13 protein-coding genes are annotated in these 17330 nt (G+C 71.0%); 8 read left to right on the forward strand and 5 right to left on the reverse strand.

Annotation, left to right across the window (positions count from 1 at the left end):
* Nucleotides 1-126: 126 nt before the first annotated feature.
* Nucleotides 127-1299 carry a xylose isomerase gene (gene xylA / locus ACFVXG_RS34345; protein WP_387933286.1) on the reverse strand — a complete coding sequence of 391 codons (1173 nt, stop codon included), beginning with the start codon at nucleotides 1297-1299 and terminating at the stop codon, nucleotides 127-129.
* Nucleotides 1300-1392: 93 nt separating this feature from the next.
* On the opposite strand from xylA, the gene xylB reads away from it, so the two are divergent.
* Complete coding sequence (gene xylB, locus ACFVXG_RS34350; RefSeq protein ID WP_387933288.1) at nucleotides 1393-2823, forward strand: xylulokinase; 1431 nt, start codon at nucleotides 1393-1395, stop codon at nucleotides 2821-2823.
* A gap of 72 nt (nucleotides 2824-2895) precedes the next feature.
* Entirely contained in the window at nucleotides 2896-4053 is a 1158-nt protein-coding gene (locus ACFVXG_RS34355; protein ID WP_387933290.1) for an ROK family protein, read from the forward strand.
* Nucleotides 4054-4230: 177 nt separating this feature from the next.
* On the opposite strand, the gene ACFVXG_RS34360 is transcribed toward ACFVXG_RS34355, so the two are convergent.
* The 3 genes from ACFVXG_RS34360 to ACFVXG_RS34370 form a co-directional block, all read right to left on the reverse strand.
* The gene (locus ACFVXG_RS34360; protein WP_387933292.1) at nucleotides 4231-6465 is read right to left on the reverse strand and encodes an alpha-L-fucosidase; all 2235 of its coding nucleotides are present in this window, start codon (nucleotides 6463-6465) and stop codon (nucleotides 4231-4233) included.
* Nucleotides 6466-7057: 592 nt separating this feature from the next.
* Nucleotides 7058-8881: an RICIN domain-containing protein gene (locus ACFVXG_RS34365; RefSeq protein ID WP_387933294.1), complete on the reverse strand. Its 1824-nt coding sequence runs from the start codon at nucleotides 8879-8881 to the stop codon at nucleotides 7058-7060.
* 502 nt (nucleotides 8882-9383) lie between these two features.
* Nucleotides 9384-10424, reverse strand: coding sequence for a LacI family DNA-binding transcriptional regulator (locus tag ACFVXG_RS34370; protein WP_387933296.1), 1041 nt, complete (start codon nucleotides 10422-10424; stop codon nucleotides 9384-9386).
* Nucleotides 10425-10722: 298 nt separating this feature from the next.
* On the opposite strand from ACFVXG_RS34370, the gene ACFVXG_RS34375 reads away from it, so the two are divergent.
* The 4 genes from ACFVXG_RS34375 to ACFVXG_RS34390 all read left to right on the forward strand — a co-directional run bounded on the left by ACFVXG_RS34375 (nucleotide 10723) and on the right by ACFVXG_RS34390 (nucleotide 15761).
* Complete coding sequence (locus ACFVXG_RS34375; RefSeq protein ID WP_387933298.1) at nucleotides 10723-11973, forward strand: extracellular solute-binding protein; 1251 nt, start codon at nucleotides 10723-10725, stop codon at nucleotides 11971-11973.
* Nucleotides 11974-12049: 76 nt separating this feature from the next.
* The gene (locus ACFVXG_RS34380; RefSeq protein ID WP_387933300.1) at nucleotides 12050-13042 is read left to right on the forward strand and encodes a carbohydrate ABC transporter permease; all 993 of its coding nucleotides are present in this window, start codon (nucleotides 12050-12052) and stop codon (nucleotides 13040-13042) included.
* A gap of 107 nt (nucleotides 13043-13149) precedes the next feature.
* On the forward strand, nucleotides 13150-13911 hold the full coding sequence (locus ACFVXG_RS34385) for a carbohydrate ABC transporter permease (RefSeq protein WP_387933318.1): 762 nt from the start codon (nucleotides 13150-13152) through the stop codon (nucleotides 13909-13911).
* Between the two features lie 56 nt (nucleotides 13912-13967).
* Entirely contained in the window at nucleotides 13968-15761 is a 1794-nt protein-coding gene (locus ACFVXG_RS34390) for an amylo-alpha-1,6-glucosidase (protein ID WP_387933301.1), read from the forward strand.
* A 202-nt stretch (nucleotides 15762-15963) separates the two neighbouring features.
* On the opposite strand, the gene ACFVXG_RS34395 is transcribed toward ACFVXG_RS34390, so the two are convergent.
* Complete coding sequence (locus tag ACFVXG_RS34395; protein ID WP_387933303.1) at nucleotides 15964-16119, reverse strand: hypothetical protein; 156 nt, start codon at nucleotides 16117-16119, stop codon at nucleotides 15964-15966.
* 80 nt (nucleotides 16120-16199) lie between these two features.
* Here ACFVXG_RS34395 and ACFVXG_RS34400 point away from each other — a divergent pair, with 80 nt between their 5' ends.
* On the forward strand, nucleotides 16200-16376 hold the full coding sequence (locus ACFVXG_RS34400) for a hypothetical protein (protein ID WP_387933304.1): 177 nt from the start codon (nucleotides 16200-16202) through the stop codon (nucleotides 16374-16376).
* Nucleotides 16373-16888, forward strand: coding sequence for a PfkB family carbohydrate kinase (locus tag ACFVXG_RS34405; RefSeq protein ID WP_387933306.1), 516 nt, complete (start codon nucleotides 16373-16375; stop codon nucleotides 16886-16888). Before ACFVXG_RS34400 ends, ACFVXG_RS34405 begins: the two co-directional genes overlap by 4 nt.
* The last annotated feature ends 442 nt before the right edge of the window (nucleotides 16889-17330 follow it).

A 17330-nucleotide genomic window follows, 5' to 3' on the forward strand; every position in this document is an offset into this window, starting at 1 on the left:
GGGGGGGGGTTGATGGGTTCCGGGCGGGCCCCCCCCCCACCCCCGCGTCCCCGCCTGCCCCCCCCCCCCACCTCGCCCCGCGGGGGGCCCCCCCGGGGCGCCCCCCCCGGCTCTTCGCGGCTGAGGTCAGCGGGCGCCGAGGAGGTGCTCCAGGGCGAGCTGGTCCAGCTGCTCGAAGGCCATGCCGCGTACGGCGGCGGCGTCGACGTCGAAGTCCTCGAAGGCGGAACGGTCCGCCAGCAGCCCGGCCAGGCCGTCCCCGGCCGTGGGCAGGGCCAGCTCGGGCAGGCGGGAGGCGGCGAGCGCGGCCTGCACCTCCGGGTCGGACCGGAAGGCGCGGGAACGCTCGGCCAGCAGCAGGTAGTTGCGCATGCAGCCGGCCGCCGAGGCCCAGACGCCGTCGAAGTCCTCGGTGCGCGGCGGCTTGAAGTCGAAGTGCTTGGGGCCGGCGTAACCGGCCGACTCCAGCAGGTCGACCAGCCAGAAGGCCTGTCGCAGGTCGCCCGCGCCGAAACGCAGGTCCTGGTCGTACTTGATGCCGGACTGGCCGTTGAGGTCGATGTGGAACAGCTTGTCGTGCCACAGGGCCTGGGCGATGCCGTGCGGGAAGTTGAGCCCGGCCATCTGCTCGTGGCCGACCTCCGGGTTGAGGCCGACCCGCTCGGGCCGCTCCAGCTCGTTGATGAACGCCAGGGCGTGGCCGACGGTGGGGAGCAGGATGTCGCCGCGCGGCTCGTTGGGCTTGGGCTCGATCGCGAAGCGCAGGTCGTAGCCCTGCTGCTCGACGTACTCGCCGAGCAGGTCGAAGGCCTCCTTCAGCCGGTCGAGCGCGGTGCGCACGTCCTTGGCCGCGCCGGACTCGGCGCCCTCGCGCCCGCCCCAGGCGACGTAGACCGAGGCGCCGAGTTCGGCGGCCAGGTCGATGTTGCGGATGGTCTTGCGCAGCGCGTAGCGGCGCACGTCGCGGTCGTTGGCGGTGAAGGCGCCGTCCTTGAACACCGGGTGGGTGAACAGGTTGGTGGTCGCCATCGGGACCTTCAGCCCGGCGGTGTCCAGCGCGGCGCGGAACCGCTTGACGGTCTCCTCGCGGGTGGCGTCGTTCACGCCGAAGGGGATCAGGTCGTCGTCGTGGAAGGTGACGCCGTAGGCGCCGAGTTCGGCCAGCCGCTGCACGGTCTCGACCGGGTCGAGGGCGGGGCGGGTCGCGTCGCCGAAGGGGTCGCGCCCCTGCCAGCCGACGGTCCACAGGCCGAAGGTGAACTTGTGCGCGGGGGTGGGGACGAGCTGGTCGCTGGACATGGAGCGGCTCCGGATCGGATCCAGGGGTGTTTGTAATGGCTCTCAACAAACTAGTATGCCGGAACGTCAGAAGGAACCCCTCCGGAGGAACGCATGGCTGAGCAACGTGTCGTGATCGGCTTCGACAGCTCGACCCAGTCCACCAAGGCCCTCGCCGTCGACCTCGACACCGGCGCCGTCCTGGGCCAGGGGCGGGCCCCGCACACCGTCAGTACGGGCACCGGCCGGGAGAGCGACCCCGAGCAGTGGTGGCGCGCCCTCGGCGAGGCCTCGGCGGCGACCGGCTGGGCGGACCGCGCGGCCGCCGTCTCGATCGGCGGCCAGCAGCACGGCCTGGTCACCCTGGACGCCTCCGGGGCACCGGTCCGCCCGGCGCTGCTCTGGAACGACGTCCGGTCCGCGCCCCAGGCCGCGGCACTCCAGGCCGCCGTCGGCGCGTCCGAACTCGCCCACCGCACCGGCAGCGTTCCCACCGCCGCCTTCACCGCGCCCAAGTGGGCCTGGCTGCGCGCCAACGAGCCCGCCGCCGCCGAACGCGTCGCCGCCGTCCGGCTGCCGCACGACTTCCTGACCGAGCGGCTGACCGGCGAGGCGGTCACCGACCGGGGCGACGCCTCGGGAACCGGCTGGTGGGGGCCGGACGGCTACGACAAGGACGTCCTGGACCGCATCGGCCTCGACCCGGCCCTGCTGCCGCAGGTCCTCGCGCCGGGCACCCGGGCCGGCGCGGTCCGCCCGGGCACGGCGCTGCGCGCGGGCACGCCGGTGGCCACCGGCACCGGCGACAACATGGCTGCCGCCCTCGGGCTCGGGCTGCTCCCCGGGCAGCCGGTGCTCAGCCTCGGCACCTCCGGCACCGTCTACGCCGTCGGCCGCACCCGGCCCGCCGACCCGACCGGCACCGTGGCCGGCTTCGCCGACGCCCTCGGCGGCTGGCTGCCGCTCGCCTGCACGCTCAACTGCACCCTCGCCGTCGACCGCTTCGCCGTGCTGCTCGGACGCGGCCGCGAGGAGGTCGAGGACGGCGGCACCGCCGTCGTCCTGCCCTACCTGGACGGCGAGCGCACCCCGGACCTCCCGGGCGCCTCCGGTCTGGTCCACGGGCTGCGCCACGACACCACCCCCGGCCACCTGCTCCAGGCCGCCTACGACGGCGCCGCCCACGCCCTGCTCGCCGCCCTGGACGGGGTGCTGAGCGCGGGCGGCGCGGACCCGGAGGGCGGTGAACCGCTGCTGCTGATCGGCGGCGGCGCCCGCGGCCGGGCCTGGCAGCGGACCGTGCTGCGGCTCTCCGGCCGGGCGGTCCAGGTGCCCGAGGCGCAGGAACTGGTCGCGCTCGGCGCCGCCGCCCAAGCGGCCGCGCTGCTCACCGGGGAGCCGGCCGACGCGGTGGCCCGCCGCTGGCGGACGGCCCACGGGCCGGTGCTGGAACCGGTCGCGAAGGACGAGGAGGCCCTGGCGCGGATCACCGATACCCTGCGTCGGGCCGGGGCCTTGCAGGGCGCCCCGGCCGAGGACCGGTAGGAGGAGCAGCGCGTGACGGTGGTCGGCAGGGTGAACGGGAGTGCCTCGATCGGGCCCGCGTCGCAACAGGACATGCGGCGGCAGAACCTCGCGGTGGTCCTCGGGGCGGTCGCCGGGCACAGCCGGCTCTCCCGCGCGGACGTCTCCGGACGCGTCGGGCTGACCAGGGCGGCCGTCTCCTCGCTGGTCGACGAGCTGATCGGGCGCGGCGCGGTCACCGAGGCGGCGGCCACCGCCAGCGGCCGCCCGGGCCGGCCCGGACGGGCGCTGGCCGTGAACGACGCGGGCCCGGCGGGCCTCGGCCTGGAGATCGGCGTCGGCCACCTCGGCGCGTGCGTGGTGGACTTGCGCGGCGAGCCGCGGGTGTGGCGCCGGGAGGAACGGGCGAACGCGGACCGCCCGGCCGGGGAGGTGCTGGCCGAGGCCGCCGCGCTGGCCGCCGCGGCGGAGGCGGAGGCCGCCGCCCTCGGGCTGCGCGTCGAGGGCCGGATCCTGGCCGTGCCCGGGGTGGTGCCGAACGACCCCGCCGGGCTGGTCGAGCGCGCGCCCAATCTCGGCTGGCGCGGTGTCCGGCTGCGCGACCACTGGCCGGACGCGGACACCCTGCCCGAGCCGGAGAACGAGGCCAACCTCGGAGCACTGGCCGAGTGCTGGCATGCCGGGCAGCCGGCGGAGACCTTCGTGCACGTGTCCGCCGAGACCGGGATCGGCGCCGCCCTGGTCATCGACGGAGTGCTGTTCCGGGGCGCCCGCGGCTTCGCCGGTGAACTCGGCCACCTCCCCGTCCATCCGGAGGGACCCGACTGCGCCTGCGGCTCCCGCGGCTGCCTGGAGCAGTACGCGGGCGAGGCGGCGGTGCTGCGCGAGTCCGGTCTCGGGCAGCACGGCCCCGGCGACCCGGTCGCCCTGCTGGCCGAACGGGCGGGCGCAGGGCACCCGCCGACCCTGGCCGCGCTGGACCGCGCGGGGCGCGCCCTCGGCCTCGCCCTCACGTCCGCCGTCGACCTCATCGACCCGGACGCCCTCGTCCTCGGCGGTGCCTACGCCGACCTCGCCGACTGGCTGCTGCCGTCGGTGCGCGCCGAGTTGGCCGCCCGGGTCACCCTGCGGTCCTGGGCCCCGGAGGCGCTGCGCCCGTCCGCCCTGGGGCGGCGCGGGCCGCTGCTGGGCGCGGCGTTGACGACGGTCCGCCGGATCATGGCGGACCCGACCCTGCTGCCCGTCGGCTGACGGCCCCGGGCCGTTCGTCGGCCTGCCCTTCGTCGGCCTGCCCTTCGTCGGACTCCCGGCGGCGGGAGTCCGACGAAGGGTCCTGGCGCGGCGGTCACGCGGACAGGCCTGCGGAGCGGACTTGTTGACGGCGTTGCAGCGGTTGGGCAGCGCGTCGTGAACCGTCCGTTCGACGGCCTACTGTGCGGTGAAGGACCACTGCAGGTTGGAGCTGCCGTTCCAGCCCCACTGCTTGGTGACGGAGCCGGCGGCGACCTGGCCCCCGCCGTCCAGGACCAGGCCCGTGGTGCGGTTGGCGATGCTGTACAGGCCGTTGCCCCGGTCGGTGATCTGCCACTGCTGGTTGGTGCCGCCGTTCCAGGGAGCCTGCTGCGCGGGTGCCCCGTTGGAGGTGGAGCCCCAGCCGTCGGCGACCATCCCGTTGGTGCGGTTGACCAGCTTGTAGTAGCCGTTGCCGAGCTCGACCGCCTGCCACTGGAGATTGGGACTGCCGTTCCAGGTCCACTGCTTGAGGTTGCTGCCCGAGGCGACGTTGCCGCCGCTGTCCAGGGCCAGGCCGTCGGCGACGTTGCCGATCCGGAAGTAGGTGGCCGGGTTGAGGATCACCTTCAGCGAGGTGATGGCGTCGTTGTTGCCGGTGTTGCGCAGGTCGGGGTTGTCCGCGCTGAAGGTCCACGCCGTCCCGGTGAAGTTGTCGCCGGAGTAGCCGATCACCTGGTAGCCGGCCGGAACCCGCAGGGAGGAGATGCTCTGCACCGCCAGCCCCGCGCTCTGCAACTGGGCGGCCGTGTAGCCGCCCAGCACCAGGGCGGCCGCGGTGCCCGCGTACGAGATGTCGCTGTACGCGGTGGCCACGCCGGTGCCCCCGGGTTGGAGGACGGGGATCTGACCGGTGAAGGTGAACTTCAGGACGTAGGCGAGGGCGCTGAACGGGGCCGAGGACGACGGCAGCGTGATGTGCAGGCCGTCGCTCGCCTGGGTCGGGGCGGGCAGGCCGGTGTACGTGCCCGCGGTCGCACCGAGCAATTGGACAGAGGTCAGGGAGCTGAGGTCGATACGGCCGCTCGCCAGGGTGCTGACGGTCGTGGAACTCCCGGGCCAGCCGAGGACCGTGGCGTACAGGACGGTGCCGTCCTTGCTGCGGGTGAACCGGAAGTCCTTGTTCGTGCCCGCCACGGGGGTGGTGAAGGAGCCGCCGCCCATCTTGGTCGGCCCCTCCCCGTAGACCGTCCACGCGCGGGTGGCGTACACGGACTCGCCGAACCGGTGGAGGTGGTCGCCGATGCCCAGCAGGACGTCCTTCTGGCCCTGGGGAATCGTCCCGTCCGCCATGGGGGCGATGTTGAGCAGCATGTTGCCGTTCTTGCTGACCCGGTCGATCAGCGCGTGCAGCATCTGCTGGGTGGAGTAGTAGCCGATGCCGACGGTGTAGCACCAGCTGGAGCTGCTGATGCTGTCGTCGGTCAGCCAGTACGGGTCGGCGATGTCGCCCGGCCCGCCGCGTTCGTAGTCGAAGACCTCGCCGAGGTTGTCGTAACCGTCCTTGTAGGTGGCCACGACCTCCCGGCCCCAGCCCAGGGCCTGGTTGTAGTAGTACGAGAGGAAGTTCAGGCGTTGCGTCTCGTCGACCTTGGAGAGGTCGAAGTCCTCCCACAGGATGTCCGGTTGGGCCAGGTCGATGACCTCCTTGAGCTTGTCGTACCAGAGTTGGTTCTCCGCCGTGCCGCCCAGCTGGCCGAAGAGCTTCTGCAGGCTCGCGGTCGGCTGCGCCGGCGCGTGGTCGTAGTAGCCGTTGAAGTTGTAGGCGTGGTGCATGGCCACCAGCAGCTTCAGGCCCTTGCCCCGGATCGAGTCGCGGAAGATCTGCAGGAGGTTCAGCTTCGGTCCTCGCTGCACCGAGTTCCACTCGTTGACCGTGCTGTTCCACATCGAGAAGCCGTCGTGGTGCTCCGCCACCGGCCCGGCGAATCGGGCGCCGGCGTCCACGAAGAGCTGGGCCCAGGCGTCCGGGTCGAAGTTCCCGCCCTGGGAGGTCAGCTTGGGCGAGAACTGCACCCAGTTTCCGGCCTTGTCGCGGGCCCCGTCGAGGAAGTTGTTGTAGGGCCAGACCGACGGGTCCCCGTAGGTGGTGATGTGATGGTTGTTCACATCGCTGCCGCCGATGTACATGTTCCGCGGGTACCACTCGCTGCCGTACGCCGGGACGCTGAAGGCGCCCCAGTGGAAGTAGATCCCGAACTTGGCGTCCTGGAACCACTCCGGCGCAGGAGGGTGCTGATCCACCGAGGCCCAGGTGGGCGAGTAGGAGGACGGGGCCGCGAGCGCCCTCGTCGTACCGAGCGTCAGATTCGCCGTCGCGGCGGCAACGATGCCGGCGGCACTCGACAGGAAGACACGTCTGTTGATCGCCATGGCTGGATCCTTCGTCGTTGGGTGGAGGACGTTCCGGGCCGCGACACCGAAGCCCGGGCAGCGCATGCCGTGCGGCTCGACACGGCCTGCCGCGGGCGAGGCGTGGAAATGTGAGCGGTAACAGAAGCGCCCAGCCGATTCTGGCAGCCTCGTGACGACTGTCAAGGCATTCGACAGCGAGAGCTGCTCGCCGACAATACATGGGATGTCTCGACAGGTCCATGACAGGGCCACTGACCTGGCCGTGAGGGAGGTTCGAGCGGTATGGGGGCACAATCTGACGATCTGTCCCCTCCGAGCCGAGTTGGATGACCGCTCAGCATACATAGGATGTTTTGCAGCAAGGGGGCCGTGATATCTCTACGGGGGGCGTGCTCGGCCACGGCGGGGACCCAGGCCCGGCGATGGGACTGCAACAGCGGCAACAACCAGCAGTGGAGCCGGAAGCAACACGGGACGAAGCCGCGCAGACAGCTCGACGAGCCGTCAGCGGCCCGCTACTCCGGGCCGCCGGGGGCTCGTTCGGCGCGCCGTCAGCGGGGACCGCCCGGAAGCCCGTGGGCGAGCTGGTCCAGCCGCACGACGCGGCAGGTCATGCCTTGCCGGTCAGGCGCCAGATCTGGTTCCTCTTGTTGGCCAGGTTGCTTGCCGGGTCGCAGGTCCACTGGTGGATGAGGGCGCCGGGGGTGGTGGAGACGCCGTTGACGTCGACGCACTTGCCGCTGTGGACGGCCACGAGCTGGTAGTCCTGGCTGTTGCCGAGTGCGGTGACGGGCTGGAGGGTGAACATCTGGTTGGTGCCGCCGCTGCAGGGCCACTGGATGACGGCGGTGCCGTCGGCGGTGGAGGCGCCCGAGACGTCGAGGCACTTGCCGCTGTACTCGTTGGCGATGGTGTAGGTGTTCGGGCGGCCGGCGACAGGGTTGAGGTCGAGCATCTGCTGGTAGCCGCCCTCGCAGGGGTACTGCTGGTACTGGGTGGCGTCGGTGGTGCTGAGGTTGGTGTCGTCCAGGCACTGGCCGCTGTGCTGTACGACGGCGACGGTGGAGACGGTGGTGTTGGACGGTGGCAGCAGGGTGACGGTGTAGCCGTCGGTGGCGTCCGTCCAGGGCACGTTCACCGAGGCCGAGTTGTTGCTCACGGTCAGGGTCTGGTCGGAGACCGTCACCGGTCCGGTCACCGCGCTGCCGTTGTTGTTCGGTATGCGCTGGACGATCGCGCGCACCCGGCCGTTCTCCACCACCGAGGTGGTGTCGAGGCGGTTGAGGTTGACGGTGACGTTGCCGGTGTTGTTGTTGTCGCCCAGTAGGATCTTCGCGTTGCGCGCGGTGTTGTCCTTGGTCGCCACTCCGTCGGTGTTGGTGCCGGGCGTGAGGTTCACGATGTTCCCGGTCTGGGATCCGTAGTACCGGTAGAGGAACCACTCGCCCTTGGGCAGGTACTGACCGGAGCTGTTCTTGGTGAGCAGGCCGGCCTCGTAGTCGTGCAGGGCGGGGCCCCCTCCCCAGTTGGAGCGCAGGCCGTCGGCGCCGGCCCGCTCCAGGCGGCTGATGAACCAGCCGCCGCCGCCGGGGTTCTGCTGCTCGAGGCCGGAGTACTCGTTGATCTGGTACGGGCGGGTGTTGGTCAGGCCCGCCGTGGCGAGGGTCGCGTTGGCGTTGGCGGCGGCCGTGACGGGGTCGTGCGGGATGGCGTGCCAGCTGTAGATGTCGGGGGCGACGTTGTTGGCCTTGACGTAGCTCAGGAAGCTGGTCCACCAGGTGTTGGAGGGGTCGGGCGGGGTCGCGCTGCTGGGGCCGACGATGAGCTGCCCGGGGAGGTTGGCCCGGACGGCGGCGTAGAACCGCGACCACATCTGCACGTACTGGCTCTGGGGTCGGCTCCAGAAGCCGTTCTGGTCCGGCTCGTTCCACAGGTCCCACTCCACCGTCATGTTGTTGGCCTTGACGTCGGAGATGAGCTGGTTGACGAAGTTGTCGAACTGCGTCCAGTTGCCGTTGTCGCCGGGGAACGCCTGGTTGGTGGTGCCGTCGGCGCCCCACAGGTCGTGCGGCAGGATGACGAACGTGCCGCCGAGGGCGACCGTGCGCTTGTACTGGGCGAGGGTGGCGTTCCAGCGGGTCCGGTAGTCGGCGAGGCTGGTGGCGTAGCCGCCACCGTTGAGCTGCGCGCCGCCGGCCCGCTCGAAGTGCCACTTGATGTCCTGGAAGAAGTGGTCCGGCGGCAGCGACCCGTCGGGGGTCATTCCGTAGATCGTGCCCGAGGCACGGTAGCCGGGGGCGCCCCCGGCGGTCGAGAAGTCGACGCTCACGCCGGTGTCGGCGGCGTGAGCGCTGGTGACGGGGACGATCCCGGCGGCCAGGGTGGTGAGCAGGGCGGCGAGGCTGACGGTCAGTCTGCGGCGGTGCGGCTGCATGGCGGCTCTCCCGACTGGTGGGGTGGGTTGGTTCCGGCGACCTGCCGGTGCCGTGCGCTCCGGCGGTCGTCGTTCTGGGGGCAGGTGCGCCTGGCGTGGTCCTCGGCGAGCAGGAGGCAGCTGCCGGCGGTCCAGGCGCGGGTGCGGGCGCGGTCGCGAAGTCCTTCGCCGGTGCGGACGTCGAGGTGCTCGGCGAAGCCGTTCTTCTGGCAGAGGGCGCGACGTCTCCACGGGCGATGGAGAAGGAAGGGACGCGCTGGGTGTCGACGCCGACAACCGAGAGGCGGCAAGGGCCCCTGAGGCCCTGGAGGCTTCGGGGCCCCGCGACGGCATCACTATGGTCACGTGTCGGTGCGGGCGTCAAGGCATCGCGCATCAACACTGTTAACGCACACGTACGCCCGGTTCCCGGCATCCAGGTGCTGGAGGAGGCGGACACCGGAGCGGCGCGACCGCGGTGCTCCGCCGCCGGTGAGCGCCCCGCTTCGGGCCTTGGGGCGCCTCAGTCCTGACGGTCCGTCATGCCGCGCGAACCGGCAGGAGCCGCACCAGTGCTGCGGCGCAGCGAGATCGGGGGGCTCATCAGGATGTGCTGGGTCGGCGTCGACGGATTCCCCATGATCTCGACGAGCAAGGACATAGCCTGGGAGGCCATCTGATCGCTCGGCATGTCCGCCGCCGTCAGCGGGGGGCGGAAGTCCTCCGCCCACTGGCTGGCGACGACGCCGGTGATGGAGAAGTCCCGGGGGACGACCAATCCGGCTTCCCGCAAGGCGCGTTGGACTCCCGGAAGTGCAGCCTCGTTGATCGTGGCAAGCGCAGTGACCTCGGGATGCTCTTCGAGCAGGCCTGCGATGCACTTCTGGCCGGAGCGGGCGTCATCGCCGCACAGCAGTTCGGTCCCCTGGAGGCCGAGTTCGATGATCGCCCGCTGGAAGCCGGCGCCGGCCCGGTGGCCCGGCGCGTAGCCGGCGGCGACGAGCTCGGGAGATCGGTTCAGCAGGGCGATGTGGCGGTGCCCGAGGTCGGCGAGGTGCCGAACGCAGTGGTCGATCAGCCCGGCGTAGTCGACATCGACCCAGAACATGCCCGGGTCGTCAGCCGGGTGGCCGATGCCGACGAACGGCATGCGCGCCTCACGCAGGCGGTCCACGCGGGCGTCCTCCAGGCGAATCTCCATGAGGATCACACCGTCCACGCGGCTCTCCGACACCAGCCGTTCGAAGGAGCGGTCGTGATCACCGCCCGACGGGGAGAGCAGGACGTCGAGGTCCGCCTTCGCGGCCGCGTCGACCACGCTGCCCACGAAGTCCAGTTGCATGTGGGTGAGGCGACTGCTGGCCGGCGGGATCACCAGGCCGATCGTGCGGGTCCGGCCTTCGGCGAGGGCACGGGCCGAGGCGTTCGGGCGATAGCCCAGTTCGTCGATGACGGACTGGATGCGCTTGCGCGTGGCCTCGGAGACGGGCCGTTTGCCGCTGAGCGCGTAGGAGACCGTGCTGCGTGACACTCCCGCACGGCGTGCGATCTCGCCGATGTTCATTCCGCTCCCTTGTGGCCCTGTCGTGGCCGCCATCCTAAGACGAACGAACCGGTTCGACTACACATGGCGAAAACACCTCCGGGCCATCCGTGTCCACCCCTGCGGCGGGACCCCGGGCGTGACGGGCAGGGCCAGATGGCAACCCGTGCAAGCCTCTTGACGACAGCCGTAGGTCGGCCTAGGTTCCCAGTCGAACCGGTTCGCGCAACCGGTTCGACATCTCCGCGTAACGCATCCAGAGCCTCCGCTCACTTCTTCTGACTCCGCGACGCCGCAGGTCGGAAAGGGACAACGCGCCATGAACAGAACCGCCCCTCGCAGACTCGCACTCGCCTCTTTGACCGTCGCGATCGTCGTCACCGGCGCCTCGGCCTGCAGCGGATCCTCCGGGACGTCCGCCGGCTCGTCCGGCTCGGCTACGGGGACCTACACGATCTGGGACCCCTACCCGCAGTTCGACGGCGGCTCCGACTGGGCGAAGCTACTGGACAACTGCGGCACGCAGGCCGGTGTGACGGTCAAGCGCACCGCGTTCGACACGAGCGACCTGACCAACAAGGCACTGCTGGCGGCGCAGCAGGGCAACTCGCCGGACGTGCTGATCGTCGACAACCCGGTCGTGTCCACGCTGGCCGAGGCCGGCGTGCTCACCGGTACCGACGAGAACAGGATCGACACCTCGCAGGTTCTGCCCAACCTGCTGGGCGCCGGTCAGAGCGGCGGCAAGACGTACGGGACGCCGATCGGTGCGAACACGCTGGCCCTGTACTACAACAAGGGCGTCCTCCAGGCCGCCGGAGTCGACGTGGCGAGCATCAAGGACTGGGCCTCGCTCAACACCGCCCTGGAGAAGGTGAAGGCCGCGGGCAAGAAGGGGATCACCTTCTCCGCCATCGGCACCGAGGAGGGCAGCTTCCAGTTCCTGCCCTGGTACTGGGGCTCCGGTGCGCAGCTGACCGACGTCGCCTCGGACCAAGCCGTGTCCGCCGTTTCGCTGTGGCAGAACTGGCTCAAGAGCGGCTACGCGCCCAACTCGGTCATCAACAACACCCAGACGACCAGTTGGCAGGAGTTCGCCACCGGGCAGTTCGCCTTCGCCGAGAACGGCACGTGGCAGCTCGCGAACGCGAAGAAGGCCGGCTTCGACTACGGGATCCTGCCGATCCCCACCATGAACGGCGGCACCGCCGCAGCACCCACCGGCGGCGAGTTCGTCACGGTGCCGGTGCAGAGCGACAAGGGCCGCTACGGCACCAGCGCCAAGCTGGTGTCCTGCCTGACCAGCGCGGAGAACCTGGTGGCCACCGACACCACGCTGTCCTACGTGGCTCCGACCAAGGGCGTGCAGGACAAGCAGGTCGCCGCCAACCCGGACCTGGCGGTGTGGGTGCAGGCGGTCACCGCTGCCAAGGGCCGCACCAGCGACAACCTGGGCACGAAGTACCCCCAGATCTCCGAGCAGCTGTGGGGTGCCGTGCAGTCCTCGTTGACCGGTGCGAAGTCGCCGAAGGACGCCCTGAGCGCGGCCCAGACCGCGGCCACCAAGTAAGGGCCTCCGGCTCTCATCCGGCAACCCCAGGCTCCGGCGCTGCTGCGCGGGCCCGTCCACAAAGGACCTCTCGCTGATGACCGACACCACGCAGATGGCGGCAGCTCCGCCCGCGCGGGCCCGACGGGGGGCGGCGACCACCGTACCCACACCGGCTGCCTCCGCCGGGAAGGCCCCGGGGGGTAAGCCGCGCTCGCAGCGATGGACCGCCTGGGGGTTCCTGGCCCCGGTAGTGATCTACCTGGCCGTCTTCTACGCCTACCCGCTGTACCGCAACATCGACCTGTCCCTGCACAACTACACCGTGCGCTCCTTCGTGCAGGGCGGCGCCCCGTTCACCGGGCTGCAGAACTACAGCGACATCGTCCAGGACCCGACGTTCTGGCCGGCACTGACGCACACGGTGATCTTCACCGGCGTCTCGCTGTTCTTCCAGTACTCGATCGGGCTCGCGCTCGCGGTCTTCTTCGTCAAGCACTTCCCGCTGTCGTCCACCCTGCGGGCGCTGTTCCTGGTCCCGTGGCTGCTGCCGCTGATCGTGTCGGCATCCACCTGGTCGTGGATGCTGAACAGCGACTCCGGTGTCGTCAACGCGGTGCTGCACACGCTCGGCGTCGGCCCGGTCAACTGGTTGACATCGCCCACCTGGTCGCTGGCGTCGGTCACCGTCGCCAACATCTGGATCGGCGTCCCGTTCAACCTGGTCGTGCTCTACAGCGGACTGCAGACCATCCCCGATTCGCTGTACGAGGCCGCGGCCCTGGACGGCGCCAACGCCTGGCAGCGGTTCTGGCGCATCACCTTCCCCCTGCTGCGCCCGGTGTCGGCGATCACGCTGCTGCTGGGCCTGGTCTACACGCTGAAGGTCTTCGACATCATCTGGATCATGACGAAGGGCGGTCCCAACGACTCGTCCACCACCTTCGCCACCTGGTCCTACCGCCTCGGCTTCGGGAACCTGCTGCCCCACTTCGGCCCGGGCTCCGCCGTCGGCAACCTCCTGGTCCTGATCGCCCTGGTCTTCGGCCTGTTGTACGTCCGCGTCCAGCGAAAGCAGAACGCATCATGAGCTCCGCAACCGCCCCGGGCCCGCGCCCCGCCGACGTCGCGGCGTCCCGCCGCCCCCGCAACCGCGTGTGGTGGAGGACCGCCCTGGGCGTCCTGTTCACCGCGGCCATGCTCTTCCCGGTCTACTGGATGGTCAACGTCTCGCTGACCCAGGACCGCAACATGCGCAAGGCCACCCCGGACCTGCTGCCGATCCACGGGACGCTCGAGGGGTACCGGCTGGTCCTGGGCCAGCAAATCCCCTACCTGGCAACGAGCCTGTTCATCGGTCTGGGCACCGTGGCACTGACCGTCGCCCTGGCCGCCCCGGCCGGGTACGCCCTGGCGAAGCTGCGGCCCCGCGGCGGCGGCCTGGTGTCGTTCCTGATGCTCGTGGCCCAGATGGTGCCCGGAGTCATCATGGCGATGGGCTTCTACAGCATCTATGTGAACCTCGGGTTCATGGAGTCCGTGCCCGGCCTGATCGTGGCCGACTCCACGCTCGCGGTGCCGTTCGGCGTGCTGATCTTCACCGCGTTCATGTCCGGGATTCCCGGGGAACTCGTGCAGGCCGCCCAGATCGACGGCGCCGGGCCCGTGCGCACGTTCCTGTCGATCGTGCTGCCGATGAGCCGGAACGCCGTCGTCACCGTGTCCCTCTTCGCGTTCCTGTGGTCCTGGTCGGACTTCGTCTTCGCGAGCACGCTCGACAACGGCGGCGCCAACCAGCCGATCACGCTCGGCATCTACCACTACATCGGCAACAACAACCAGCAGTGGAACGCGATCATGGCGACCGCCGTCGTGGCCTCGATCCCCGCCGCCCTGATCCTCGTCCTGGCCCAGCGCTACATCGCCGCGGGCGTCACCTCAGGAGCGGTCAAGGACTGACCGCCCTACCGCCCGATGCCGCCCACCCGACCTCCGACCAAGAAGTGAGCTCTGCCTTGACCGACATCGCCCACGGCCCGGCGTTCGCCCTCGAGGACATACCGTTCAGTCACTACGGGTCCTGGTTCAACCTGTCACCGGTCACCGCACTGCACACCCGCACCAGTGACCTGCACCTGGTCTCCCACAAGAACGGCATGCATGCCGTCCTGCGCCTGCTGCCCCTCATTCCCGACACCGGGAACCGGGCGCCGGCCGCCTGGTACCCCACGCCCGGTCTCCTCACCGTGGCCGCCGCGGAAGGCCGCGTCGAGTTCGCCTACGAGAGCGCCAGTGCCCTTCGCGTACGCGGCCGGAACCTGTCCCTCGCCATCACCCCCGCCGAGGGGAAGCTGACCCCGTTCACGGGCACCTACCTCTACCGCGACCCGGTCGACGGCTCCTACCAGTTCAGTTCCTACGAAACCGGACGCCGCTACCGCGTCACCCTCCTGTCCGGTGCCTTCGCCGATCCCGCCGGTGCCGAAGGGCTCGCCGACGCCGACCGGCGCCTGACCCTCCACGGTGCGCCCGAATGGGAGGCCGTGATCGAGGAAACGGACAGCGCCCGCACCCCCTATGCCACCACCGACGACTTCGACACGGTCACCGACCGCGCGCGGGCGGCCTTCCGCTCCTTCACGCGGGATCTGGCCGTCCCCCTCAGCGACACCGCTCCCTCCGCCGACCTCGCCGCCTACGTCCTGTGGTCCGCCACCGTCCGCCCCGAAGGCTTCCTGAAGCGCCCCGGCATCCTGATGTCGAAGCACTGGATGGACAAGGTCTGGAGCTGGGACCACTGCTTCAACGCCCTGGCGGTCGCCCCTGCCTCACCTGAACTCGCCTGGGACCAGTTCCAGTTGCCGTTCGACCACCAGGACGAGCGGGGGGCCCTGCCGGACTCGGTCACACACTCCGAAGTCCTGTACAACTTCGTCAAGCCACCCATCCACGGCTGGGCCCTGCACCGCCTGCGCGAACGCCTGCCACAACCGCTGACCAGTCGGCAACTCACCGTCGCGCACGAGCGCTTGAGGAACTGGACCCGGTTCTGGCTGGATGCCCGCCGCGCCCCTGGCTCGGTCCTGCCGCACTACCACCACGGCAACGACAGCGGCTGGGACAACGCGACCACCTTCGACTCCCGTCGTCTGGTCGAGGCACCCGATCTGGCCTCGTTCCTCGTCCTGCAGCTCAAGGAGCTCGCCAGGATGGCCGGCGAGCTCGACCGGGTGGAGGAAGCCGACGAGTTCACCGCCCTCGCCGACACCGTCCTCGCCGCCCTGCTCGACCAGCTGTGGGACGGCGATCAGTTCCTCGCCCGATCACCGCACACCGGCACCACCACCCGCAGCCGCAGCCTGCTGGACCTGATGCCGATCGTGCTGGGGGAGCACCTGCCGCAGTCCATCAGCGCCAAGCTCGCCGACCGCATCCGCGGCCACCTCACCGACCACGGCCTGGCCACCGAACACCCCGACTCCCCGTGCTACGAGGAGGACGGCTACTGGCGCGGCCCGATCTGGGCACCGTCGACCGTCCTGATCGAAGACGGACTCCGTCGAGCCGGCCACACCGACCTCGCCGACGAGGTCAGCGCCCGCTTCCGTGCTCTGTGCGAGACCTCCGGCTTCGCCGAGAACTTCGACGCCCTCACCGGCGCCGGACTGCGCGACCGCGCCTACACCTGGACCGCCGCCGCGTACCTCCTCCTGGCGGAAGCCCACACCCGTCGCCGCGCGCCGGACCCGTCGACGGTGGCCGCCCCCGTCACTGAGAGAGGACGAACAGCCGCTGTCCGCGCGACCTGAGACAGCACGCCGAGAGCAGCACCCAGAGAGCCGACGGGGTCGGCGAGGCCGAGCAGTCGGGCCGGGGTGGCGCTGAGCGACTCGACGGCCTGGTGGGTTCACCGGGCCCGGGGACGGCAGTGTCCCGCGGTGCGCCCCACGGGTGGACGCACAGGGAACGCACGGAGCGGAACCGGAATCCGGAGCAGGGATCAGGAGTCGGTCAGCGAGAAGAGGTGCAGTCCGGTGTGGCCCGGCTGCTGGTGCCGTCGGTGTGGTGGAGGGTGAGCGTCCCGGAGGCGTCGCCGCCGCTGGAGGCGCCGAGGAAGCCGATCGTGCCGCTGTCGGTCGGGAAGGCGATGGTCTGGCCTCGGGCCACGATGGTGTTCAGTTCTGATGGGTTGGTCTATGTTGTGATCATCTACAAGCAGAATGCTGCGACTTTGCGCAGGAGCTTCCATGTCACACGGTGCCGCGGAGATCACCAGCCGGCCCGAATTCTGGTCCAGGGAACTGGAGTTGAACTCCGAAGGTCTGCCCCGGCCCGGTGAGCGCGTCGCCGTTCTCGGATGCGGCACCTCCCTCTACATCGCGCAGGCCTACGCCGCCCTGCGCGAGGACGCCGCCCAGCCGTGACCGTCATCGCCCTCGACGTCGGCGGCACCGAGATCAAGGGTGCCGTCGTCGCGGGCGACGGCACCGTCCTGCGGGTCGAACGCCGGCTGACCCGCGCCGACAGCGGCCCCGGCGCCGTCATCGACACCGTCCTCGACTGCGCCACCGACCTCGCCGACCTCGCCCGCCGGGCCGGCGCCCGGGCGGCGGCCGTCTCGCTCGGCCCCGGCGGGCTGCTCCTCAGCAGTCCCGAGGGCGACTGGCGGGCCCGGCCCCCGCAGCAGGTCCGCGGCAACCCGACCGGGGCCGGTGACTCCGCCGTCGCGGCGCTCACCGCCGGCCTGGTCGCCGGCACCCCCTGGCCCGAACGCCTCGCCCAGGCCGTCGCCCTGTCCGTGGCCACCGTCCTCGCCCCGCTGGCCGGCGGGTTCGACCCGGCCGACCACCGCCGGCTGCTGCCGGAGGTGACGGTCCGTCCGGTCCACCCGGAAGCCCCGCCCTCCTCCCCGCAAGGAGAACCATGCCCCTCGTAGCCACCGGCTCGATCGTCGGACCGGGCGCCCGCGGCCGACACGGCGTCGGGGCCTTCAACGTCATCCAGTTGGAACACGCCGAGGCGATCGTCGCCGGTGCATGTTCGACGCCTCGACGCTCGACTACGAGGCCAATGTCCGGGGCAGACGCCCGCCGCTACCTCGGCGCGGGTCGGGACGTCGTCACCGCCGAGGTCGCCCGGCTGCTCGGCGTGCCCAGGGCAGCCTGAGCGGGCGCCGGCCGGAACCACCGGGGCCCGGGGAACGCGGCGGCGCTCCCCGGGGCTCCCCGCGCGTACACGGACCAGTGGGTACGCGGACCGGCTGGTACTCCGGTCGGGGCCGCGGGGGGGGGCCCGGGGCCGGGGGCCCCCAGCGGCCCCCGGGGGGGGCGGGGGGGTGGCAGGCGGAGGGTGGGCCCCCAAGGGAAAGTGTATGTGAA

The sequence above is a fragment of the Kitasatospora sp. NPDC058162 genome (genome assembly GCF_042884005.1).
Classification (GTDB): Bacteria; Actinomycetota; Actinomycetes; order Streptomycetales; family Streptomycetaceae; genus Kitasatospora.

Excerpts from the sequence above, each read along its gene's own strand:
- xylA (WP_387933286.1), bottom strand. The coding sequence starts at position 1,299 with ATGTCCAGCGACCAGCTCGTCCCCACCCCCGCGCACAAGTTCACCTTC.
- xylB (WP_387933288.1), top strand. The coding sequence starts at position 1,393 with ATGGCTGAGCAACGTGTCGTGATCGGCTTCGACAGCTCGACCCAGTCC.
- ACFVXG_RS34355 (WP_387933290.1), top strand. The coding sequence starts at position 2,896 with ATGCGGCGGCAGAACCTCGCGGTGGTCCTCGGGGCGGTCGCCGGGCAC.
- ACFVXG_RS34360 (WP_387933292.1), bottom strand. The coding sequence starts at position 6,465 with ATGGCGATCAACAGACGTGTCTTCCTGTCGAGTGCCGCCGGCATCGTT.
- ACFVXG_RS34365 (WP_387933294.1), bottom strand. The coding sequence starts at position 8,881 with ATGCAGCCGCACCGCCGCAGACTGACCGTCAGCCTCGCCGCCCTGCTC.
- ACFVXG_RS34370 (WP_387933296.1), bottom strand. The coding sequence starts at position 10,424 with ATGAACATCGGCGAGATCGCACGCCGTGCGGGAGTGTCACGCAGCACG.
- ACFVXG_RS34375 (WP_387933298.1), top strand. The coding sequence starts at position 10,723 with ATGAACAGAACCGCCCCTCGCAGACTCGCACTCGCCTCTTTGACCGTC.
- ACFVXG_RS34380 (WP_387933300.1), top strand. The coding sequence starts at position 12,050 with ATGACCGACACCACGCAGATGGCGGCAGCTCCGCCCGCGCGGGCCCGA.
- ACFVXG_RS34385 (WP_387933318.1), top strand. The coding sequence starts at position 13,150 with ATGCTCTTCCCGGTCTACTGGATGGTCAACGTCTCGCTGACCCAGGAC.
- ACFVXG_RS34400 (WP_387933304.1), top strand. The coding sequence starts at position 16,200 with ATGTCACACGGTGCCGCGGAGATCACCAGCCGGCCCGAATTCTGGTCC.